Genomic DNA, 22,199 nt, shown 5'->3' on the forward strand with positions numbered 1-22,199 from the left:
GGCCGTGTGACCGCCGTGGCGTCCCGCACCGCATGTACTGAGGGCCGGGAGTCCGTCCAGGTGTCCCGCTGACGCCGATCGACCGCCCCGCCACACCCAGGACCCGCCCGGGACCCGTGCGGTCCTCGTCCGAGTCCAGAAGCCAGTGACACCGCCGCGCCCGGGGCCGTCCCGCCCCGGCCGGTCCGCTCCACCGCACCCCCGTGGGCGTGACTGCAACGTGCCCGCACGCGCCAGCCGCTAGCAAGGGAGACAAGGTGACAAGCAAGCAACCGACGGGCGAGCGACCCCTCTTGGAGGAGTTACCCGGCCGCTGGCGGCGCTTACGCGAGGCCGGACCGGTGCGGTACGACGAGACCCAGCGCGTCTGGCAGGTTCTCGACCACGAGAGCGTCTCCGCCGTGCTCGCCGACCCGGCGACGTACTCCTCTGAGCTCTCCGCCCTCGCTCCCACCCAGTCCGACTTCGAGACCTTCACCCAAGGCAACTTCGTCGGCATGGACCCTCCCGCGCACCGCAAGCTGCGCACGCTGGTGAGCCAGGCGTTCACCCCGCGCGTCGTACAAGGACTCGAACCCCGCATCGAGGCCATCTGCTCCCGGCTCCTCGACGCCGTGTCCGACCGCGACCGCTTCGATCTGGTCGACGCGCTGGCCTATCCGCTGCCGATCATCGTCATCGCCGAACTCCTCGGCATACCCGCCGACGAGCACCGGCTCTTCCAGGAGTGGGCGAGCGTGCTGTTCGGCGGTGACCAGCTCGGCGAGGCCCCCGACATGGCCGACCTGGAGCGGGCGCTGGAAGCCATCGCCCCCACCGTGCGCGAGATGAACAGCTACATGCTGGAGCACATCCGCGCTCGCCGCGCCCACCCCGGTGACGACCTCACCAGCAGGCTCATCGCCGCCGACGTGGACGGCGTCCGCCTCAGCGACCAGGAGATGGTCGGCTTCGTGGCCCTGCTGCTGGTGGCCGGGCACATCACCACGACCGCGCTCCTGGGCAACGCGATCGTCACCTTCGACGGGCACCCCGAGGTGGATGCCGCGCTGCGCGCCGACCCCACGCGCGTCCCGGCCGCCGTCGAGGAGGTGCTGCGCTGGCTGCCGCCCTTCCCCGAACTGGGCCGCAGGGTCACCCGCCCCGTGGTCCTCGGCGGTCACGAGATCCCCGCGGACACGATGCTGATGGCCCACCTCGGCGCCGCCAACCGCGACCCCGCCCGCTTCACCGCCCCCGACGTCCTCGACGTGACCCGGAGCCCCAATCCCCACTTGACCTTCGGGCACGGCATCCACTTCTGCTTCGGCGCACCGCTGGCCCGGCTGGAAGCGCGGATCGCTCTTCACATGTTGCACGAACGATTCCGCAAAATGGTGATCCCCTCCTACGAGGACATCGTCTACCAGAACCCGGCCGTCATCATCGGCGTACGACATCTGCCCGTAGAGGTCGGCAGACCGTAGCCAGGGCGCAAACAGCGCCCACCGGCCGGCCCGCACCGCTCATATCCGGGCCGGATCGGCACACCCGCTCATGAGACCCACCCAACGGGAGTCCCCTTCTCATGCCGTACACCATCCCCGCCGCTCCGGTCGCCTTACGGACGCCGTCCCTGCCCCACCGTGAGCTGCAAGACCGCCTCGACGAACTGGCCCGGGCCCACCGGGTGCCCGGCGCCCAACTGGCCCTGAACACCGGCGCCGACGTCCTCGCCGTGCACACCGGCACCACCGACGTCACCACCGGCAGACTCTTCACCGAGGACACCGCTGTCCCCCTGGGATCGCTGACCAAGCCGTTCACCGCCGCGCTCGTCATGCTCCTCGCCGACGACGGCGACCTCGACCTGGACGAACCGGCCGCCGGACAGCTGGCCGAACTGGCCGGAACCCCCGAGGTGACGGTGCGCCAACTCCTCGGTCACACCAGTGGTCTGCCCACCGGGCCCGACTCCGACACCGCCGCCGCGACCACCTCCGCGCGCTACCTGGCGGCCGTCTGCACCGCCCGCGATCTGCTGTTCCGGCCGGGGACCGACTTCTCCTACTCCAACGCCGGATACGTCGCCGCCGGACGCCTGGTGGAGGCGGTCACCGGCATGCCGTGGCCCGAGGCCGTGCGGACGCTGCTGCTCGAACCCCTCGGGGTCCGGCCCGCCTTCCTCGGGGACACCGCGCCCGGGCGTCCGGTGGCCGTGGGTCACGCCGTCAACACCGCCACGGGGCAGACCGTCGCCACCCGGCAGAACCTGGCACCGCTGGAGGCGCCGGCCGGTGCGCTGCTCGCGAGCGCCCTGGACCTGGTCGCGTTCGGCAACGCGCTCACCGGCCGCTCGGACCTGCTGCCGCCCGCCGTCGCCAAGGAGATGCGCCGGGCCGAACCCGCCGCCCACCCGGGCACGCTCGCCGACGGCTGGGGCGCCGGGCTCGCCCTCTACCAGCGCGACGGCCGGGTCTGGTGCGGCCATGACGGCAACGCCCAGGGCACGTCCTGCCATCTGCGGGCCGATCCCGAGAGCGGGGTCGTGGTGGCCTTCACCGGCAACGCCGGGGGCGCCACCGCTCTCTGGCGCGACCTCGCCGACGAACTGGCCCGGCTCACCGGCATACGGGTGCCCGCCGAGACGCCCACCGCCGACCGGGGCGGTCCCGTCGACCTGCCCGGCTGCGCGGGCACCTACCGCAACGGGAGCATGGTCTACCGCGTCGCGCCCGGGCCGGACGGCATGCCGGCGCTCTCCGTCGACGGGGATCTGGCCCTTCCGCTGGTCTGCTACGCCGACTTGTCCTGCGATCTGCGCGATCCGGCCACCGGGCTTGTCGAGCCCGGTGGCCGGTTCCACCGCGACCCGGCCACCGGCGTGATCGACCGGGTCCAGATATCCGGGCGCACCGCGCGCCGCACCGACGACGGCTGAGCCGCGGCCCTCGCCGCCGTGGGGCCGGGCCACGGACACGGCTGCCGACCGGGGACCGGTCAGGGCTGCCGTGTGTGGCACCGGTTCCGGGCGGTCCGACGTGGGCGGCACGGACCGGCCGGGCACCGTGGCCGGGCCACTGCCGCGGCGGGCCCCCGGGAACCAGCCGGACCGAGGTGGTGGCGCCCCGCGCCGCCCATGGTCCGTCGGCTCCCGTGGCGACGGCCGCGGGCCCGCAGGCGGGGGCTGGGGTGGTCCGGTCGACGGGAGCCGGTGGTGGCCCGCCGCCGGGGCCGGTGCGCCGATCAGCGGTGGCCGGTCCATGGACCCGCCGACCGCCCACGGGCACCGGCCCACCGCACCACCTCGCCGCACCCGTCCGCTCCTGGCAGGGATCACCAGGCTGTCCAGACTCGCAAGGCTCGAAAGGCCCGCAACGCCCGCAACAAGGTCACCGACCCGCACCGCCGCGCACGTCCGGTGTGTCACGTCCGGTCCGGCGCACCGCCCACGGGGCGGGGCCGGGACCGCCCGCGTGGCCCGCGCCGCATCGCCCCGCTCTCCAGAAGGACTTCACCCATGACGGACCTGCACGACAAGCCCGCACCGGCGTCCTCCCTGCCGCAGGGCGGCCCCGCCGCCGACGCGCGGGAGAGCGCGGTGGCTCCGGCGTATCCGACGCTCGGCGAGCTGTTCACCGCCTGGGTGAACCGGACCCCGGACGCACCGGCCCTCACCGACGGCCGACGGACCTGGACCTACCGCCAACTGGCGGCCCGTGTCGACAGGTTGGCCGCGCACCTGGCGGCCGGGGGAGCGGGACCGGACCGGGTGGTGGCCCTGGTCCTGCCGCGCTCCATGGAGCTGATCGCGGCGGAGCTGGCCGTCGCCCGGGCGGGTGCCGCCTTCCTGCCCGTGGACCCGGCCTATCCCGCCGAGCGCCGTGCGCTGATGCTCGCCGACGCCGCGCCCGCCCTCACCCTGGACGATCCCCGCCAGGTGCGCGAACTGCTGGAGACCGAAGCGGCAGCGGGACACACGGACGTCCCCGGCGTCGACGCCGACCACGCGGCCTACGTCATCTACACCTCCGGCTCCACCGGCCGGCCCAAGGGCGTGACGGTGACCCACCGCGGCATCGGCGGCTTCACCGAGGCCGCCGCGGAGCGGTACGCGGTGGGGCCCGGCGACCGGGTGCTCCAGTTCTCCTCGCCGAGCTTCGACGCCTCCGTCCTGGAGCTGTTCATCTCCGTCCTGTCCGGCGCCACGCTCGTCGTGCCGCCGCACGGGCCGTGGCTGGGGGACGAACTCGCCGCGGTCCTGGACGAACACCGCATCACCCACGCCCTCATCCCGCCCGCCGCGCTGGCCTCGCTGCCCGACCCCGAGCGGGGCGCCGCCCGCCACCTGCGCACACTGATCGTGGGCGCGGAGGCCTGCCCGGCCGGGCTCGTGGACCGCTGGGCCCCCGGCCGCCGGATGATCAACTCCTACGGTCCGACCGAGACCACCATCGTCGCCACCTGGACGGGGCCGCTCAGCGCGGGCAGGGGTACACCGACGATCGGCGGCGCCCTGCCGCACACCCGGGTGCACGTCCTCGACGCCGCGATGCGGCCCGTGCCGCCGGGCGTCGACGGCGAACTGTTCGTCGGCGGTGACGCGGTCGCCCGCGGCTACCTGGGCCGGCCCGGCCTCACGGCGGCGCGCTTCGTCGCCGACCCCTTCGGCACGCCCGGAGCGCGTCTGTACCGCACCGGTGACCGCGTGCGGTGGACGGCCGGGGGAGAGCTGGAGTTCCTTGGCCGGCTCGACCGGCAGGTGAAGATCCGCGGCTTCCGGATCGAGCCGGGAGAGATCGAGGCGGCGCTGCGCCGGGCCTGCGACGGTGCCGTCGGCGAGGCCGTCGCCGTCGTACGCGAGGACGTGCCGGGCCACCAGCGCCTCGTCGCCTACGTCACCGCGGTCACCCCGACTCCGCCCACCGGCTCGGCCGATCCCGCCGACCCCACTCCTGCGCCCACCTCCCGGCCTCTCGACGCGGCCGCCCTGCGGGCCGCCGTCGCGGCCGTGCTGCCCGGGCACATGGTGCCGTCCGCCGTCGTGGTGCTCGACCGGATGCCGCTCACCCCGCAGCACAAGATCGACCGGCGGGCCCTGCCCGCGCCCGAGCGGTCGGCCGCGGCCGGGCACGTGCCGCCACGCTCGGCCGAGGAGCGGGCCCTCGCCGGGATCTGGGCGGACGTCCTGGGCGTGGACGCGGTCGGGGCCACCGACGACTTCTTCGACCTGGGCGGTGAGTCGATCCTCGCCGCCCGTGTGCTGGCCCGCGTCCGGGACGACCTGGGCGTCCGGCTCACCGTGCGGGACGTCTTCACCGCCCGGACGATCGCCGCCCTCGCGCCCCTGCTCGCCGCCCCGTCGGCCGCCGCGCCCCCGGAGCCGATACCCCCGGCCCCCCGCGAGGGAAGGCTGCCGCTGTCCAGCGCGCAGCGGCGGCTGTGGTACCTGGACGACCTGACCGAGGGCGGCACCGAGTACAACACCGGTGTCCCGCTGCGCCTGCGGGGCGCCCTGGACACGGACGCGCTGCGCCGCTCCCTGCTCCGGCTCGCGGCCCGGCACGACTCCCTGCGCACCACGTTCCCCACGGTCGACGGCCAGGGCGTCCAGCGTGTCGCACCGGACCCTGACGTGCCCCTGCGGGCCGCCGATCTCACCGGCGTGCCCGAGGCCCACCGCGCCGAGGCCGCCGAGGAACTGCTCACCCAGGAACTGGGCCGCCCGTTCGACCTCGCGGCCGGACCACTCACCCGGGCGCTGCTCGTCCGGCTCGCCGCCGACGACCACCTGCTGCTCCTGGCCCAGCACCACATCGTCACCGACGGCTGGTCGGTCGGCATCCTCACCCGTGAACTCGCCGCCCTGTACCACGCGGAGACCACCGGCGAACCGGACGGGCTGACTCCGCCCGCCGTGCAGTACCCGGACTTCGCGGTCTGGGAGCGCCGGCAACGGGAAGGCGACACGGACACCGCCGACCTGGCCTACTGGAAGCGGCACTTGGCGGACCTCCCGCACCTGGAGCTGCCCACGGACCGGCCGCGGCCCGCCGTGCGCACCACCGCCGGAGCGGCCCACCGGCACATGCTGCCCGCGGAGCTGACGTCCCGGCTGCGGCAACTGGCGGCGGGGCGCGGCACCACGATGTTCACCCTGTTCGCCGGCGCCTCCGCGCTCCTGTTCTCCCGCTACTCCGGGCAGCGGGACGTCGCGTTCGGCACCGTCACCAACGGACGGGGCCGCCGGGACCTGGAGGACGTGCCGGGGTTCTTCGCCAACACGGTGGTGCTCCGCGAGGAGGTGGACGAGCGGGCCACCGTGGACCGGTTCGTGGAGACGATGCGGACCACGCTGCTCGACGCCTTCGCCCACGACGGGGCGCCGTTCGACCGGGTGGTGGAGGAACTGGCCCCGCCCCGCGACCCGAGCCGCACCCCGCTGGTGCAGGTGCTCGTCGTACAGCAGTCCGCGCCTTCCGTGCCACCGCTCACCGGCGGCCTGCGCGTCACCGGGCACCCGCTGCCCCGCCCCGCGGCCCGCTTCGACCTCGTCCTGGAGTTCACGCCGGACGCGGACGGCGGCTGCGTGCTGACCGCGGAGTTCAACACGGACCTGTTCGACGCGGCGACCGTGGCCCGGATGACCGCCCACCTGCATCGGCTCCTCGACGGCATGGCGGAAGGACCGGGCCGCACACTGGCCGAACTGCCCATGCTCGCGGCCGGGGAGCAGCGCACACTGGTGGAGTCCTGGAATCCGCCCGCCCGCGCGGTGCGCGACAACGAGTACGGCACCCTGCCCGCGCTGCTGCACGCCCGGGCGGCCCGCGTCCCGGACCGGACGGCCGTCGTCTGCGGATCGGTCCGGCTCGACTACGCCGAGGTTTCCCGGCGCGCGTCCCGGCTGGCCCGGCTGCTCGTCGCGCGCGGCGCGGGACCCGAGACCCTGGTCGCGCTCTGCCTGCCGCGCTCCGCCGACCTCGTGCCCGTGCTGTGGGCGGTGCTGGCGTCGGGCGCCGGGTATCTCCCGCTCGACCCGGCCTATCCCGCCGAGCGGGTCCGTTTCATACTCGACGACGCCCGGCCCGCCCTCGTCCTCGCCACCCGGGAGACCGCCTCAGCGCTGCCCCCGGAGTGCGAACCGCTGCTCCTGGAGGACTGCGCCGCGCCGGACGCCCCCGACACCGAGCTGACCGACGCCGACCGGCTCCGGCCCCTGCTGCCCGACCATCCCGCGTACGTCATCTACACCTCGGGCTCCACGGGCCGCCCCAAGGGGGTGGTCGTCCCCCACCGCAGCGCCGCGGCGCTCGCCGAGTGGGCGGGGGAGCGGTTCGGGCCCGAAGGCCTGGCCCATGTGATCGCCTCCACCTCCCTCAACTTCGACGTCTCGGTGTTCGAACTGATCTGCCCCCTGGCGGCCGGCGGCACCGTCGAGGTGGTCGACGACCTGCCGGCGCTCGCCGACGGCGCGGGGCCGCGGAGCGCCACCCTGCTCAGCGGCGTCCCGTCCGTCGTCGCCCGGCTCGTCGCGGGCGGCACGGCGCCCCTGAGCGCCGACACCGTCGTCCTCGCGGGCGAGGCCCTGCCCGCGCAGACCGTGCAGGACCTGCGGGCCGCCATGCCCGACTGCCGGGTCGCCAACGTCTACGGCCCCACCGAGGCCACCGTGTACGCCACCGCCTGGTTCGCCGGCGAGGAGCTGCCGGAGCAGGCCCCGCCCATCGGCGACCCGGTGGCGCTCACCCGTGCCTACGTCCTGGACACCGCCCTGCGGCCACAGCCCGTCGGCGTCCCCGGTGAGCTGTACCTCGGGGGCGGCAGCCTGGCCCGCGGCTACCTGAAACGGCCCGGACTGACCGCCGCCCGGTTCGTCGCCGATCCGTTCGGCGTGCCGGGGGAGCGCATGTACCGCACCGGCGACCTGGTGCGCCGGCGTCCCGACGGCGGCCTGGAATACCTGGGCCGCACCGACCAGCAGGTCAAGGTGCGCGGCTTCCGCATCGAACTGGGCGAGGTGGAGGAGGCGCTGCGCGGGTGCGCGGGCGTGGCCGAGGCGGCGGCCGTCGCCGCTGCCGACGCCGACGGCAACCGGCGCCTGGTCGGCTACGTCGTCCCGGCCGCCGGGCGGTCCACCGACCCCGAGGCGGTGCGCCGCGACCTCGGCCGCACGCTGCCCGACTACATGGTCCCCACCACCGTCGTCGTCCTCGACGCCCTGCCGCTCAACCCCAACGGCAAGCTCGACCGGGGCCGGCTCCCCAGCCCGGGGCCCGCCGTGCGCGCGGTGCGCCATGTCGCGCCCCGCACGCCCACCGAGGGCGCCCTCGCCACGATCTGGGCCGAGGTGCTGCGCGAGGAACGCGTCGGCGTCGACGACAACTTCTTCGAACTCGGCGGCGACTCGATCCTCAGCATCCAGGTGGTGGCCCGCGCCCGGCAGGAGGGCCTGCCGATCACCTCCCGCGACCTCTACCGCCACCAGACCGTGGCCGCCCTCGCCCACTGCGCGGACGCGGCGGCCGGCCCGCGCGAAGCCCCGCCCGCACCGGAGGAGCCCGCGGGCCCGGCCCCCCTGACCCCCATCCAGCACTGGCTGTTCGAAGCCGCAGGCGACCGTGCGGGCCACTTCTCCCAGGCGCTGTCCCTGCGGATGCCCGCCGACCTGGACCCGGCGGCGCTGGAGGAGGCGCTGAACGACCTGGTCGCCCACCACGACGCCTTGCGCTCCCGCTTCACCGCCGGCGATCCCGCGGGCTGGCACATCGACGAACGGGCACCCCGCCTCCTCCTGGCCCGCCACACCGGTCCGGCGACGGACACCCCGCACTTCGGCCCGTTCGACCTCGCAGGGGGGCCGCTGCTGAGGGCCGTGTTGCACGACACCGGGACCGACGAGGCCCCCGTACTGCACCTCGCGGTGCACCACCTGGTGGTCGACGGAGTCTCCTGGCGGCTGCTGCTCGAAGACCTGGACCGCGCCTACCGGGCCCGCCGCGCGGGCGAGGACGGCACCGCGGCGCTGCCCGCGAAGTCCTCGCCGCTGCGGCAGTGGGCCCGCAGACTGCGCGGCCACGCGGCGGACGGCGGCTTCGACGACGAGCGCGCCTACTGGACCGAGGCGCTCCCCGCCGCCGAGGACGCCCTGCCCGCCGAGCTGACGGGCCGCCCCGGCGCCTACGCCGAACAGAGGGCGCTCACCGTGCGCCTCGGCGCCGAGGCCACATCGGCCCTGCTGCGCACGCTGCCCGACACCTACCGCACCCAGGCCAACGACGTCCTGCTCGGCGCGCTCGGCCGCGCGCTGTGCGGCTGGAGCGGCCGGGAGCGGGTGGTGGTCGACGTCGAGGGGCACGGCCGCGAAGAGCTCTTCGGCGAGCTGGACATCAGCCGCACGGTGGGCTGGTTCACCACCCGCTACCCCGTCGCGCTCGCCGTTCCCCGGGACGCCGACTGGGACACCGTACTGAAACAGGTGAAGGAGCAGTTGCGCGCCGTGCCCCGCAACGGCATCGGCCATGACGCGCTGCTGCGCCTCGCCGGTGACGGGGCGGCCCCGCGCACCGCGGGCGCGCGGATCAGCTTCAACTACCTGGGCCGCATGGACACGCCCGAGGACTCCGGCGGTCTCTACCGGGGCACGGTACGCCCGCTGGAACTGGACGCCGACCCGGCGACGGAGCGCCCGCACGCCCTTGAGGTCGTCGGCCGACTCGTCGGCGACGAGCTGGAGTTCACCTGGTTCCACGCCGGCCCGCAGGACCGTGAGGACACCGTCGCGGACCTCGCGGGACGCTTCACCGACGCGCTCACCGACCTGGCCCGGCACGCGACCCGGCCGGGCGCCGCGGGGCGCACCCCGTCCGACTTCCCGCTGGCCCGGCTCGACCAGACCGCCGTGGACCGGATCACCGGCGCGGACCCGGCGGCCGTGGCCGACGTCCTGCCGCTGACGCCCACCCAGGCGGGCATGCTCTTCCACGGCTTGTCGCAGGACGACCGCGGCGTCTACGTCCAGCAGCTGACGTTCGTCCTGGACGGCGTGCCCGATCCGGCGGCGCTCGCCGCGGCCTGGCAGCACGTCACCGACCGCACCGAGGTGCTGCGCGGCCGGGTCGTCTGGCAGGACGTGCCCGAACCGCTGCTGGTCGTCGAGCGCCACGCGGCCGTGCCCGTCACCCACCTGGACTGGCGCGAGCTGACGGAGGACGAGCGCCGCGCCCGCCTCGACGACCTGCTGGTCCGGGACCGCGCGGAGGGCATCGACCTCGGGCGGGCCCCGCTCCAGCGCCTCCTGCTCGCCCGTGTCTCCGCCACCGCCGTACGCGTGGTGTGGTCCTTCCACCACCTGCTGCTCGACGGCTGGAGCATGTTCCAGGTGCTCTCGGACGTCTTCGCCCGTCACGCGGGCCCCGGCGCCGCCCTCCCGCACCGTCCGCCCTACCGCGAGTACGTGTCCTGGCTGGGGCGGCGCGAACGGGAGGCGGCGGAACAGCACTGGCGGCGTCGTCTCTCCGGCCTGGGCGAGGCCACGCCGCTGCCCTACGACCGTGAGCCGCGCGAGGCGCACCGCGCCGAGTCCACGCACGCGGTCCACGGCACGCTGCCCGCGGCCGGCACGCGGAAGCTGGAAGAGCTGGCCCGCGCCTCGGGCCTCACCCTGAACACCCTGGTGCAGGGCGCCTGGGCGCTGCTGCTCGCCCGGCAGGCGGGCCGCGACGAGGTGGTGTTCGGCACCACCGTCTCCGGCCGTCCCGACGAACTGCCCGGCGCCGGGGCCATGACCGGCCTGTTCATCACCACCCTGCCCACCCGGGTCACCGTCCCCGGCCACGGCACCCTCCTCGACTGGCTGCGCGCGCTCCAGCACGACCAGAGCGAGGACCGGCGCTTCGACCACCTGCCGCTCACCCGGATGAAGACGTTCACCGGCCTGCCCGAGCGCGTCGGGCTCTTCGACAGCATCGTCGTCTTCGAGAACTATCCCGTGGACGACGACCTCGCCGCCGCCCACGGACTGCGCCTGAGCGGCCTCGAAGGCGTCGAGACCACCAACTACCCACTGAGCCTGACCGCCTACCCGGGCGAGGAACTGGCCCTCCGCCTCGGCTACGACCCCGAGCTGTTCGACGCCGGCACGGCCGGACGCATGGCCGAGTACCTCGTCGTCCTGCTCACCGCCATGACCGCGGGCCCGTCGCGCCCGCCCGCCCGGCTGCCGCTGCTCGGCCCCGAGCGGCGCGAACAGGTCCTGCACGCCTGGAACGACACCGCCACCGACCTGCCCGAGAGCACCGTCGCCGACCTCTTCGCCGCCCAGGTGCGCCGCACCCCCGACGCCGTGGCCCTGGAAGCGGGGGACGACCACCTCACCTACCGTGAACTGGACGCCCGCGCCGCCGCTCTGGCCGCACGCCTGGCCGGGGCGGGCATACGTCCGGAACACCCGGTCGGCGTCCTCATGGACCGCTCCGTCGCACTGATCGTCACCCAGCTCGCGCTGGTGCGCACCGGCGGCGTGTACGTGCCGCTGGACGGCAGGGCCCCGGCCGAGCGGCTGCGCCGGACCCTGGCCGAGGCCGGGGCGGACCTGCTGCTCACCGACGCCGCCCGGGAGACGACGGCCCGCGAGGTGCTGCCCGACGACCGCGTCCTGCGCGCCGACACCGCCTGCGAGCCCACCGGCCCCGCGCCCGACCGCGCCCTGCACCCCGACAACGTCCAGTACCTGATGTTCACCTCGGGCTCCACCGGCACGCCCAAGGGCGTCGCCGTACGCCAGCGGGACGTCGCCGCGCTCGCCCTCGACCGTGCCTTCACCGGACACGACCGGGTCCTCGTGCACTCGCCGCACGCCTTCGACGCCGCCACCTACGAGGTCTGGGTGCCGCTGCTGCGCGGCGGCACGGCCGTCCTCGCCCCGCCCGACGAACTGGACGCCGCCCAGGTCCGGCACCTCGTCACGGCACGCCGGGTGAGCTGCTTGTGGCTGACCGCGGGCCTGTTCCGCCTGCTCGCCCAGGAGGACCCCGGCTGCCTGCGCGGTGCCCGCGAGGTGTGGACGGGCGGCGAGGCCGTGCCCGGCGCGGTGGTGGGCCGCGTCCTCGACGCCTGCCCCGGCCTGACCGTCGTCGACGGTTACGGACCCACCGAGACCACCACCTTCGTCACCCGCCGCGCCTTCCGTTCCGGCGACCCGCTGCCCGCGGTGCTGCCCATCGGGCGTCCGCTCGACAACACCCGCGCGTACGTCCTGGACAGCGCCCTCCAGCCGCAGCCCCCGGGCATCCCCGGTGAGCTGTACATCGCCGGCGCCGGCCTGGCCCGGGGCTACGTGGGACGGCCGGGGGCGACCGCCGCCCGCTACCTCGCCGACCCCTACGGGCCGCCCGGTACCCGTATGTACCGCACCGGCGACATCGTGAGCTGGAGCGCCGACGGCGAACTGCGCTTCGTCGGCCGCGCGGACGACCAGATCAAGATCCGCGGCTTCCGCGTCGAACCCGCCGAGATCGAGGCCCGCCTCACCGCCCACCCGGCCGTCGCCGAGGCCGTCGTCTCCCTGTACGAGGACGGCGGACGCAAGCGGCTCGCCGCCCACCTCGTGCCGGCCGGCGTGGCCGAACCGCCCTCCGCCGCGGCGCTGCGCGCCCACCTGGCGGCCGACCTGCCCGACTACATGCTGCCCGCCGCGTTCGTCACCGTGCCCGAACTGCCCCTGACGGCCAACGGCAAGGTCGACCGGCGGCGGCTGCCCGCACCCGACTGGGCGGCGGGCGGCGAACGGGCCCACCGCGCCCCGCGCACCGAGGCCGAACGCGTCCTCGCCGGGATCTGGGCCGAACTGCTCGGCGTGACACGGGTCGGTGTGGACGACAACTTCTTCATGCTGGGCGGCGACTCCATCCTCAGCATCCAGGTGGTCTCCAGGGCCCGCGCCGCGGGGCTCGCGATCAGCCCCCGCGACCTCTTCCGCCACCCCACGGTGGGTGAACTGGCCGCCGCCACCGCCGGTGCCGCGCGCGCCGTCGCCGGCACCTCACCCGTCACCGGGGCGGCCGAACTCCTCCCCATCCAGCACTGGTTCCTCGACCCGCGGCCCGCGCACCCCGCCTTCTTCAACCAGTCCGTCGTCATCGAGACACCCGGAGCCGTCGACCAGGACGCCCTGCGCACCGCCCTCAGCGCCCTGTGGACGCACCACGACGCCCTGCGCGCCCGGTTCAGCCTCGACGGCGAAGGCGCCTGGCGGCAGGACATCGCCCCTGCCGACGGTCCGGCGCCCGAGCTGCTCCAGGTGCACGACCCGGCCGACGAGGAACGCGCCACCACCGCGGCGCACACCGGACTGTGCCTGGAGACGGGCCCACTGTTCACCGCCCGGTTGTTCACCGCCGGCGGCATCCGACCCGCCCGCCTCCTGCTCGTCGCCCACCACCTGGTGGTCGACGGTGTCTCCTGGCGGATCCTCACCGAGGACGTGGAGACCGCCTACCGGCAGGCCGCTTCCGGCGCACCCGTGCGGCTGCCCGCCCGCACCACCTCCGTACGGGAGTGGGCCGGCCGGCTCCGCGAAGACGACCGCTTCACCGCGCAACTCGGCCACTGGCAGCACACGGCCCTGGCCTGCGCCGACCAGCTGCCCGTGGACCTCGGCGGCGGCAACACCACGGCCGACGTCCGCGAGGTCACCGTCCGCCTCGACCGCGAACGCACCGACGGTCTCCTGCGCCACGTCCCCGGCGTCTACCGCACCCGTGTCGACGACGTGCTGCTCACCGCGCTCGGCCGCGTCCTCGGCGAATGGACCGGACGCGACACCGTCGCCGTCGGCCTGGAGGGGCACGGCCGCGAGGACCAGCTGTTCGAGGACGTCGACCTCTCCCGCACGGTCGGCTGGTTCACCTCGCTCTTCCCCCTCGCGCTCTCCGTCCCCGCGGGTCCCTGGGGCACCGCGCTGAAATCGGTCAAGGAGCAGCTGCGGGCCGTACCCGACCGCGGCATCGGCTACGGCGTGCTGCGCCACCTCGTACGCGACGACGAGCTCACCGGCGCGCCCGGGCCCGGCATCAGCTTCAACTACCTGGGCCGCTTCGACTGGTCGGCCGACGAAGGCGCCCTCGTCGCGGCCGTGCCCGGCGGCCTGGGCGGCGCCGAGGCCCCGGACACCGAACGGCCGCACCTCCTCGACGTCGTGGCCCGGGTCGAGGACGACCGCCTGGAGATCACCTGGTACTACAGCGCGGGAAGGCACCGCGAGGAGACCGTCACCTCGCTTGCCGATGCCATGCTGCGGGCGCTCGGCGACATCGTCGCGCACTGCGCCCTGCCGGACGCGGGCGGACGTACCCCGTCGGACTTCCCGCTGGCCCGTCTCGACCAGGCCGCCGTGGACCGCATCGTCGGGGACGGCCGGGACGTCGCGGACATCTACCCGCTGACGCCGATGCAGGCGGGCATGCTCTTCCACAGCCTGCTCGACGCCGACAGCGGCACGTACGTCAACCAGGTGCAGTTCGTGCTCTCCGGGGTCACCGATCCGCACGCGCTCGCCGAGGCGTGGCAGCACACCGCCGACGCCAACCCCGTGCTCCGCACCCACCTGGTGTGGCAGGAGGCCGCGGAGCCACTCCAGGTGGTCCGGCACCGGGCCACCGTGCCCGTCACCCACCACGACTGGACAGGATGGCCCGCCGAGCGCGGCGCACGCGAGCTGGACCGCCTGCTCGCCGAGGACCGCGAAGCCGGGGTCGACCTCGGCGACGCACCCCTGATGCGCCTGACCCTGATCCGGCTCACGGCGGACCGGGTCCGCGTGGTGTGGACCTTCCACCACGTCCTGCTCGACGGCTGGAGCGCGGCCCAGGTCTTCGAAGAGGTGTGTGAGCGGTACGCCGCCCTGACGGCGGGGCGCCGCGCGCGGCTGCCCGAGCGGCGGCCCTTCGCCGACTACCTGCGCCGGCTGGCCGAGCAGGACACCGAGGGCGCCGAGCGGTACTGGCGCGCCACCCTCGCGGGTTTCCAGGCTCCCACCGAGCTGCCCCGCGACCGGCGGCCCGCCGAGGCCCACAGGGCCTCCTCCTCCGGGTCCGTGCGGATGGCCCTCGGCACGGACGTCTCGGCCCAGCTGCGGGAGATGGCGCAACGAGCCGGACTGACCCTCAACACGGTCGTCCAGGGCGCCTGGGCCCTGCTCCTTTCCCGTTACGGCGGCGGCGGTGACGTGGTGTTCGGCACGACCGTCTCCGGGCGGCCCGCCGACATGCCCGGCGTCACCTCGATGGTCGGCCTGTTCATCAACACCCTGCCCACCCGCGTCCGCGTCGACGGACGGCGCGCGCTGGCGGGCTGGCTGCGCGAACTCCAGGACGCCCAAGTGGAGGCCCGGCGCCACGACTTCGTCTCGCTGGCGCAGGTGCAGTCGTGGAGCGACGTGCCCGGCGGCACCGGCCTGTTCGACTCCATCGTGGTGTTCGAGAACTATCCCTTCGACGAAGGGGCCATGGCCCGGCACGGTCTCGCCATGGAGCAGGAGCGGGACCTGGAACCGACGAACTACCCGCTCAGCGTGGTCGTCGCGCCCGGCGAGGCCCTGGCCGTCAACCTCGACTACGACCCGGCCGCCTTCGACGCCGCCACGGTGGAGGGGCTCGGCGCGAGCCTGCGCGCCCTGCTGACCGGGATGGCCCAGGCGCCGGAGTGCCGCCTCACCGACCTGCCCCTCCTCGCCCCGGCCGAGGGACGCGACCTGGTGGCCCGGTTCGGCGGACAGGTCGCCGAGGCACCGCACGACACCCTGCCCGCGGCGTTCCGGCGCCGGGCCGAGCGCACTCCCGGCGCCCCGGCCGTCCGCCACGCCGACACCTGCCTCAGCTACCGCGAACTCGACGCCCGCTCCAACAGGCTGGCCCGGCTGCTCATCGCCGCGGGCGCCGGACCCGAGCGCTTCGTCGCCCTGTGCCTGCCCCGCACCGCCGACCTGGTCGTCGCGCTCCTCGCGGTCCTGAAGAGCGGCGCGGCCTACCTGCCGGTCGACCCGCAGTACCCCGCCGAACGCGTCGCGTTCCTCTTCGAGGACGTACGACCGGACGCCGTGATCACGGCCGCCGAGACCGCGGGCCGCCTGCCCGAGGGGCCGTGGGCCCGCATCCTGCTCGACGAGGAGCCCGCCACCGGCCTCTCGGACGCCCCCGTCGGCGACGCCGAGCGCCACACCGCTCTGCTGCCCGCACACCCGGCCTACGTCATCCACACCTCCGGCTCGACCGGCCGCCCCAAGGGAGTGGTCGTCAGCCACGCGTCCGTGCGCGCCCTGACCGACTGGGCGGAGACCGAGTTCACCGGGCGCGGCCTCGAACACGCGGTGGCGTCCACCTCGCTCAACTTCGACGTGTCGGTGTTCGAGATCTTCGCGCCGCTCCTGGCCGGCGGCTGCGTGGAGATCGTCCGCGACCTGCTGGCCCTCGCCGAACGTCCCGCACCCTGGCGGGCCGGACTGCTCAGCGCGGTGCCCTCGGCCCTCGACCGGCTGCTCGCCGAGGACGCCGTCCACGTCACCGCGGACACCGTCGTCCTCGCGGGGGAGGGGCTGCCCGCCCGGACCGTCGGCCGGGTCCGCGCGGCCGTGGCCGGCGGCCAGGTGCGCAACATCTACGGCCCCACCGAGGCCACCGTCTACGCCACCGCGTTCACCTGCGACCCCGCCGACCCCGACCGCGACCCGCCGATCGGCCGGCCGCTCGGCGGCGCCCGCGCCTACGTCCTGGACGAGCGGATGCGCCCGGTGCCCGCGGGCGCGCCCGGCGAACTGTTCCTCGCGGGGACCGGTGTCGCCCGCGGCTATCTGCGCCGCCCCGGCCTGACCGCCGCCCGCTTCCTGCCCGACCCGTTCGGCCCGCCGGGCAGCCGCATGTACCGCACCGGCGACCTGGTCCGCTGGACGGCCGACGGCGACCTCGTCTACCTCGGCCGCGGCGACGACCAGGTGAAGGTACGGGGCTTCCGCATCGAACTCGGCGAGGTGGAAGCGGCCCTGGCCCGCCACCCCGCGGTGGCCGAGGCGGCGGCCCGCGTCGTCGAACACGAGGGGCACCGCCGCCTGATCGGGTACGTGGTGCCCCGCGCGAAAGCCCTGCCCGGCGCCGAGGACACGCGCCCCGACGCCCCGCGCAGCCACCCGGCGCCCGCCGCCCGCACGGAGCAGCACCCGGTCACCCCGCCCGACACCGGAGAACTCCGCGCTTTCCTCGCCCGGAGCCTTCCGGACCACCTGCTGCCGGCCCTCGTCGTCCCGCTGGAGCGGCTGCCGCTCGGGGCCACCGGCAAGCTCGACCGCCGGGCGCTGCCCGTGCCCGAGTGGGCGCCGACCGCGGGCGCGGCCGGCCGGCCGCCGCGCACCGAGGCCGAGCAGACCCTCGCCGCCATCTGGTGCGAGGTGCTCGGCGTCCCCGAGATCAGCGCTGACGACAACTACTTCACGGTCGGCGGCGACTCCGTGCTCGGCATCCAGATCGTCTCCGCCGCCCGCCGCGCCGGCCTCGCCCTGACGCCCCGGCACCTGTTCACCCACCAGACGCTCGCCGAACTCGCCGCCGTGGCCGAGCGGGTGACCGACACCGCCACGGCCGCCGCCGAGCAGGGCCCGGTGACCGGTGACGCCCCGCTCACCCCCGTACAGCACTGGCTCCTCGACACCCTCACGGGCGACCCCGCCCACTTCAGCCAGACGGTCGCCCACGAACTGGCCGCCGACCCGGACGAGACGCTGCTGCGCGCCGCCCTGGCCGCCGTACTGGAACACCACGACGCGCTGCGGATGCGCTTCGAACCGCTCGGCGACGGACGGTGGCGTCAGCACGGAACCCCGCCCGGCGGACAGGACGTCCACCTGGAGGTGCACGACCGGACGGCCCCCGACGAGGTGGCCGCCGCCCTGGGCGCCGGCTTCGACCTGGCCGGCGGACCGCTGCTGCGGGCCGCGCTGTGCCGTCCCGGCGATGGCGGACGGCCGGTACTGCTGCTCGCCGCCCACCATCTGGTCGTGGACGCGGTGTCGTGGCGTGTGGTCCTGGAGGACCTGGACGCCGCCTACACCGCGCTGCGGGACGGCGGACGGCCCGCTCTCGCCCCGAAGAGCACGTCGTTCCGCACGTGGGCCCGCCGGCTCGCCGAGCACACCGAAGCGGGCGGTTTCGACGGCGAACTCGCCCACTGGCGCGGCATCGACGGCACCGCCGCGCTGCCCGCCGACCACCCTGACGGCGCGAACGGCGTCGCCGACGAGGAGAGCCTGACGGCGGGGCTCGACGCCGACGAGACCCGCAGGCTGCTCCAGGACGTGCCGGACGTGTACCGCACCCGCGTCAACGACGTCCTGCTGTGCGCCCTCGGCCGGGTCCTGGCCCGCTGGACCGGACAGGACCGGGTGGCGGTGACCCTGGAAGGACACGGCCGCGAGGAACTGTTCGAGGACACCGACCTCGCCCGGACCGCCGGCTGGTTCACCGCCCTGTACCCCGTCGCCCTGGACGTGCCCAGGGAAGCGGACACCGCCACCGTGCTCAAGGCCGTCAAGGAGAACCTCCGGGCCGTGCCGCGGGGCGGACTCGGCTACGGCGCGCTGCGCTTCCTGCACCCCGGCGCGGGCCGCGAGCTGCCCGCCCTGCCGCAGGTCTGCTTCAACTACCTGGGCCGACAGGACCGCACCGGCCCGCGGGGCGGCCTGCTGCGCACGCCCTACGGGGGTCTGACCGGCGGCATGGACCGCTCGGCGCGACGCCCCCACCTCCTCGACGTCCTCGGTCAGGTGAGCGACGACCGGCTGGAGTTCACCTGGTCGTACTCCCGCGAGGTGCACCACCGGGAGACCGTCGCCCGGCTCGCGGACGAGCTGACCGGCGAACTGCGCGCCATCCTCCGGCACTGCGCCGGACCCGGCGCGGGCGGCCGCACCCCCGCCGACTTCCCGCTCGCCCCGCTGGACCAGGCGGGCGTCGACCGGCTCGTCGGCGACGGAAGGGGCGTCACGGACGTCTACCCGCTCACGCCCACCCAGACGGGCATGGTGATGCACGGTCTCGACGAGGCGGAACACGGCCTGTACGTCGAGCAGATCACCTTCGTCGCGGACGGCGCCCCCGATCCGCGGACCCTGGCCGCCGCCTGGCAGCACGTCGTCGACCGCACCCCCGTACTGCGCACCTCCATCGCGCTGAGCGGCGTACCCGTACCGCTCCAAGTGGTCCACAAGAACGCCGCGCTGCCGGTCACCGAGTGCGACTGGAGCGCGGTCCCGGCCGACCGGCACGACGCGGAGCTGGAGCGGCTGCTCGCCGACGAGCGGGCCCGGGGCATCGCCCTGGACAGCGCGCCGCTGACGCGGCTCGCCCTGGTCAGGCTCGGCCCCGACGCGGTCCGTGTGGTGTGGACCTTCCACCACGTCCTGCTGGACGGCTGGAGCGTCTTCCACGTCCTGTCCGACGTCACGGCCGCGCACGCCGCCCTCACCCGCGGCGACCGGCCCCACCTGCCCGAACGCAGGCCGTTCGCCGACTATGCCGCCTGGCTCGCCGCCCACGACACCCAGCAGGCGGAGGAACACTGGCGCACCGCCCTGGCGGGCCTGCGCGGCCCGACCCCGCTGCCGTACGACCGGCGGCCCGCCCCGGACGCCACGGCCCGCTCCGGCACCTGGCTGTCCCAGCGGCTCGACGCCCGAAGGACCGGCCGCCTCCAGGAGTTCGCCCGCCGGCACCGCCTCACCCTCAACACGCTGGTGCAGGGCGCCTGGGCGCTGCTGCTGGCACGGTGGAGCGGGGAGCAGGAGGTCTGCTTCGGCACCACCGTCTCCGGACGCCCCGCCGATCTGCCCGGCGCCGACACCATCACCGGCCTGTTCATCACGACCCTGCCCGCCCGCGCCGAGGTCGACGGCGCCGCCGGCTGCGGCGCCTGGCTGCGCGCCTTCCAGGAGGCCCGCGCCGAGGACCGACGCCACGACCACCTGCCCCTGACCGCCCTGCACGCCCTCGGTGAACTGCCCTCGGGCACCGCCCTCTTCGACAGCCTGGTGGTCTTCGAGAACTACCCCGTCGGCGACGCGACCGCGGGGGCGCAAGGGCTCGCCCTGCGGGACCTCGACGCCCGGGAGGCCACCAACTACCCGCTCACCGTCGTCGTCTCGCCCGGCGAGCGGCTGACCGTCGAACTCGGTTACGACCCGCGGCACTTCGACGAGCCCAGCGCCGAATCGATGGCCGGGCAACTGCTGCACACCATGGACGCCCTGGCCGCCTCGGACGGCGCCGCCCGCCTGGACGACATCGACGTCCTGCCGCCGGCGCGGCGCGAGAAGCTGCTGCACGGCCCGTCCCGCCCCGCGACCGGGCCGACGCCCGCCGCCACCCTGCCCGCCCTCGTCGAGGCCGCCGCCGACCGGTGGCCGGACGCACCCGCGCTCGAAGCGCTCGGCACGGGCGGCGTGGGCGGGACGGCGATGAGCTTCGCGGAGGCGGAGGACCGGGCCAACCGCCTGGCGCACCGGCTCATCGCCCGGGGCGCCGGGCCCGGCGGCCTCGTCGCGCTGCTCCTTCCCCGCTCGACGGAGATGGTGCTCGCCCAACTGGCGGTGACGAAAGCCGGCGCCGCCTTCCTGCCCGTCGACCCGGCCTATCCGAAGGAGCGGATCGCGCTGATGCTGGGCGACGCCGCCCCCGCCCTCACCCTCGACGCCCAGGAGGTCGCCGAGCTGCTCGCCGCCGCGCCGGACGGCGTCCCCGGACACCGGCCCACCGACGCCGACCGGACGCGCCCGCTCGACCTCGACGACCCGGCGTACGTCATCTACACCTCCGGTTCCACCGGCACGCCCAAGGGTGTCGTCGTCACCCACCGCGGGCTCGCCGCGTTCGGCGCCGCCGAGGCGGCCCACTACCGGATCGCCCCGGGGGACCGGGTCCTCGCCTTCGCCACGCCCAGCTTCGACGCCAGCGTCCTGGAGCTGTGCGCGTCCCTGCCGCACGGCGCCCGGCTCGTCGTGCCCCCGCCGGGACCGTTGCTCGGCGCAGGACTCGCCGACACCCTGCGGGCCGGGCGCATCACGCACACCCTGCTCCCGCCCGCCGCGCTCGCCACACTGCCGCCCGAGACCCCCGGCACGCTGCCGGACCTGAAGACGCTGATCGTCGGCGCCGACGCGTGCGGTCCCGAACTCGTCGCCCGCTGGGCGCCGCACCACCGCATGGTCAACTCCTACGGACCCACCGAGGCCACCGTCGTCGCCACCTGGTCCGCGCCGCTCACGGCGGACGGCGGCGCACCGCCCATCGGCCGCCCGCTGCCCGCCACCGGCGCCTACGTCCTCGACGCCCGGCTGCGGCCGGTCCCCGACGGCGTCATCGGCGAACTGTGGCTCAGCGGACCGGCACTGGCGCGCGGTTACCTCGGCAGGCCCGGCCTGACGGCGTCCCGCTTCACCGCCGATCCGTTCGGGCCGCCCGGCACCCGCATGTACCGCACGGGCGACCTGGTGCGCCGCGACAGCGCCGGCGAACTGCACTACCTGGGCCGTACGGACCACCAGCTCAAGCTGCGCGGCCACCGCATCGAGGCGGGCGAGGTCGAGACGACCCTGGTCCGCCACCCGGGGGTGCTGGACGCCGTGGTGACCGTACGCGAGGACGAACCGGGACTGCCGCGCCTGGTCGCCCACCTGCTCACGGCCCCCGACGCGCAGCCGCCCGCCCCGGCGGAACTGCGGGACCTGGCCGCCCGCTCGCTGCCGGGGTACATGGTGCCGTCCGCGTTCGTGGTCCTGGACCGCTTCCCGCTCACCGAGAACGGCAAGACCGACCGGGCCGCCCTGCCCGCCCCGGCGCCGGCAGACGAGCAGGAGGGGGAGCGGGCCGGGCACGTGGCACCCCGCACCCCCACCGAGGAGGCGGTGGCGGCCATCTGGGAGGAGACCCTCCAGACGGCCGTGGGCGCCGAGGACGACTACTTCCTGCTCGGCGGCGACTCGCTGCGCGCCCTGCTCATCGCCTCCCGCGCCAACGACGCGTTCGCCGTCACGCTCACCCCCCGTGACGTCCTGGTCTCCCGCACCGTCGCCGCCCTGGCGGAGCTGGTGGAGGAACAGATCCTGAGCGAACTCGAACAGACCGCGTACCCCGAAGACGCCGCGTCCGGCGGCCCCGACCACGACCACGAACGGTGAGGAA

Annotated in this window: 3 protein-coding genes; all 3 read left to right on the forward strand. The window is 75.3% G+C overall.

The genetic code is table 11. The features are described from left to right. Nucleotides 1-257 precede the first annotated feature (257 nt). The 3 genes from DCW30_RS35745 (at nucleotide 258) to DCW30_RS35755 (ending at nucleotide 22,195) form a co-directional block, all read left to right on the forward strand. Entirely contained in the window at nucleotides 258-1,466 is a 1,209-nt protein-coding gene (locus tag DCW30_RS35745; RefSeq protein WP_076688144.1) for a cytochrome P450, read from the forward strand. 101 nt (nucleotides 1,467-1,567) lie between these two features. After that, nucleotides 1,568-2,920 carry a serine hydrolase domain-containing protein gene (locus DCW30_RS35750; protein WP_076688145.1) on the forward strand — a complete coding sequence of 451 codons (1,353 nt, stop codon included), beginning with the start codon at nucleotides 1,568-1,570 and terminating at the stop codon, nucleotides 2,918-2,920. A gap of 579 nt (nucleotides 2,921-3,499) precedes the next feature. After that, nucleotides 3,500-22,195, forward strand: coding sequence for a non-ribosomal peptide synthetase (locus DCW30_RS35755; protein WP_076688146.1), 18,696 nt, complete (start codon nucleotides 3,500-3,502; stop codon nucleotides 22,193-22,195). The last annotated feature ends 4 nt before the right edge of the window (nucleotides 22,196-22,199 follow it).

Origin of the sequence: Streptomyces alfalfae (assembly GCF_004127445.1) — a bacterium.
Taxonomy (GTDB): domain Bacteria; phylum Actinomycetota; class Actinomycetes; order Streptomycetales; family Streptomycetaceae; genus Streptomyces; species Streptomyces alfalfae.

Coding starts and splice junctions, on each gene's coding strand:
- DCW30_RS35750 (WP_076688145.1), top strand. CDS start 1,568: ATGCCGTACACCATCCCCGCCGCTCCGGTCGCCTTACGGACGCCGTCC.
- DCW30_RS35755 (WP_076688146.1), top strand. CDS start 3,500: ATGACGGACCTGCACGACAAGCCCGCACCGGCGTCCTCCCTGCCGCAG.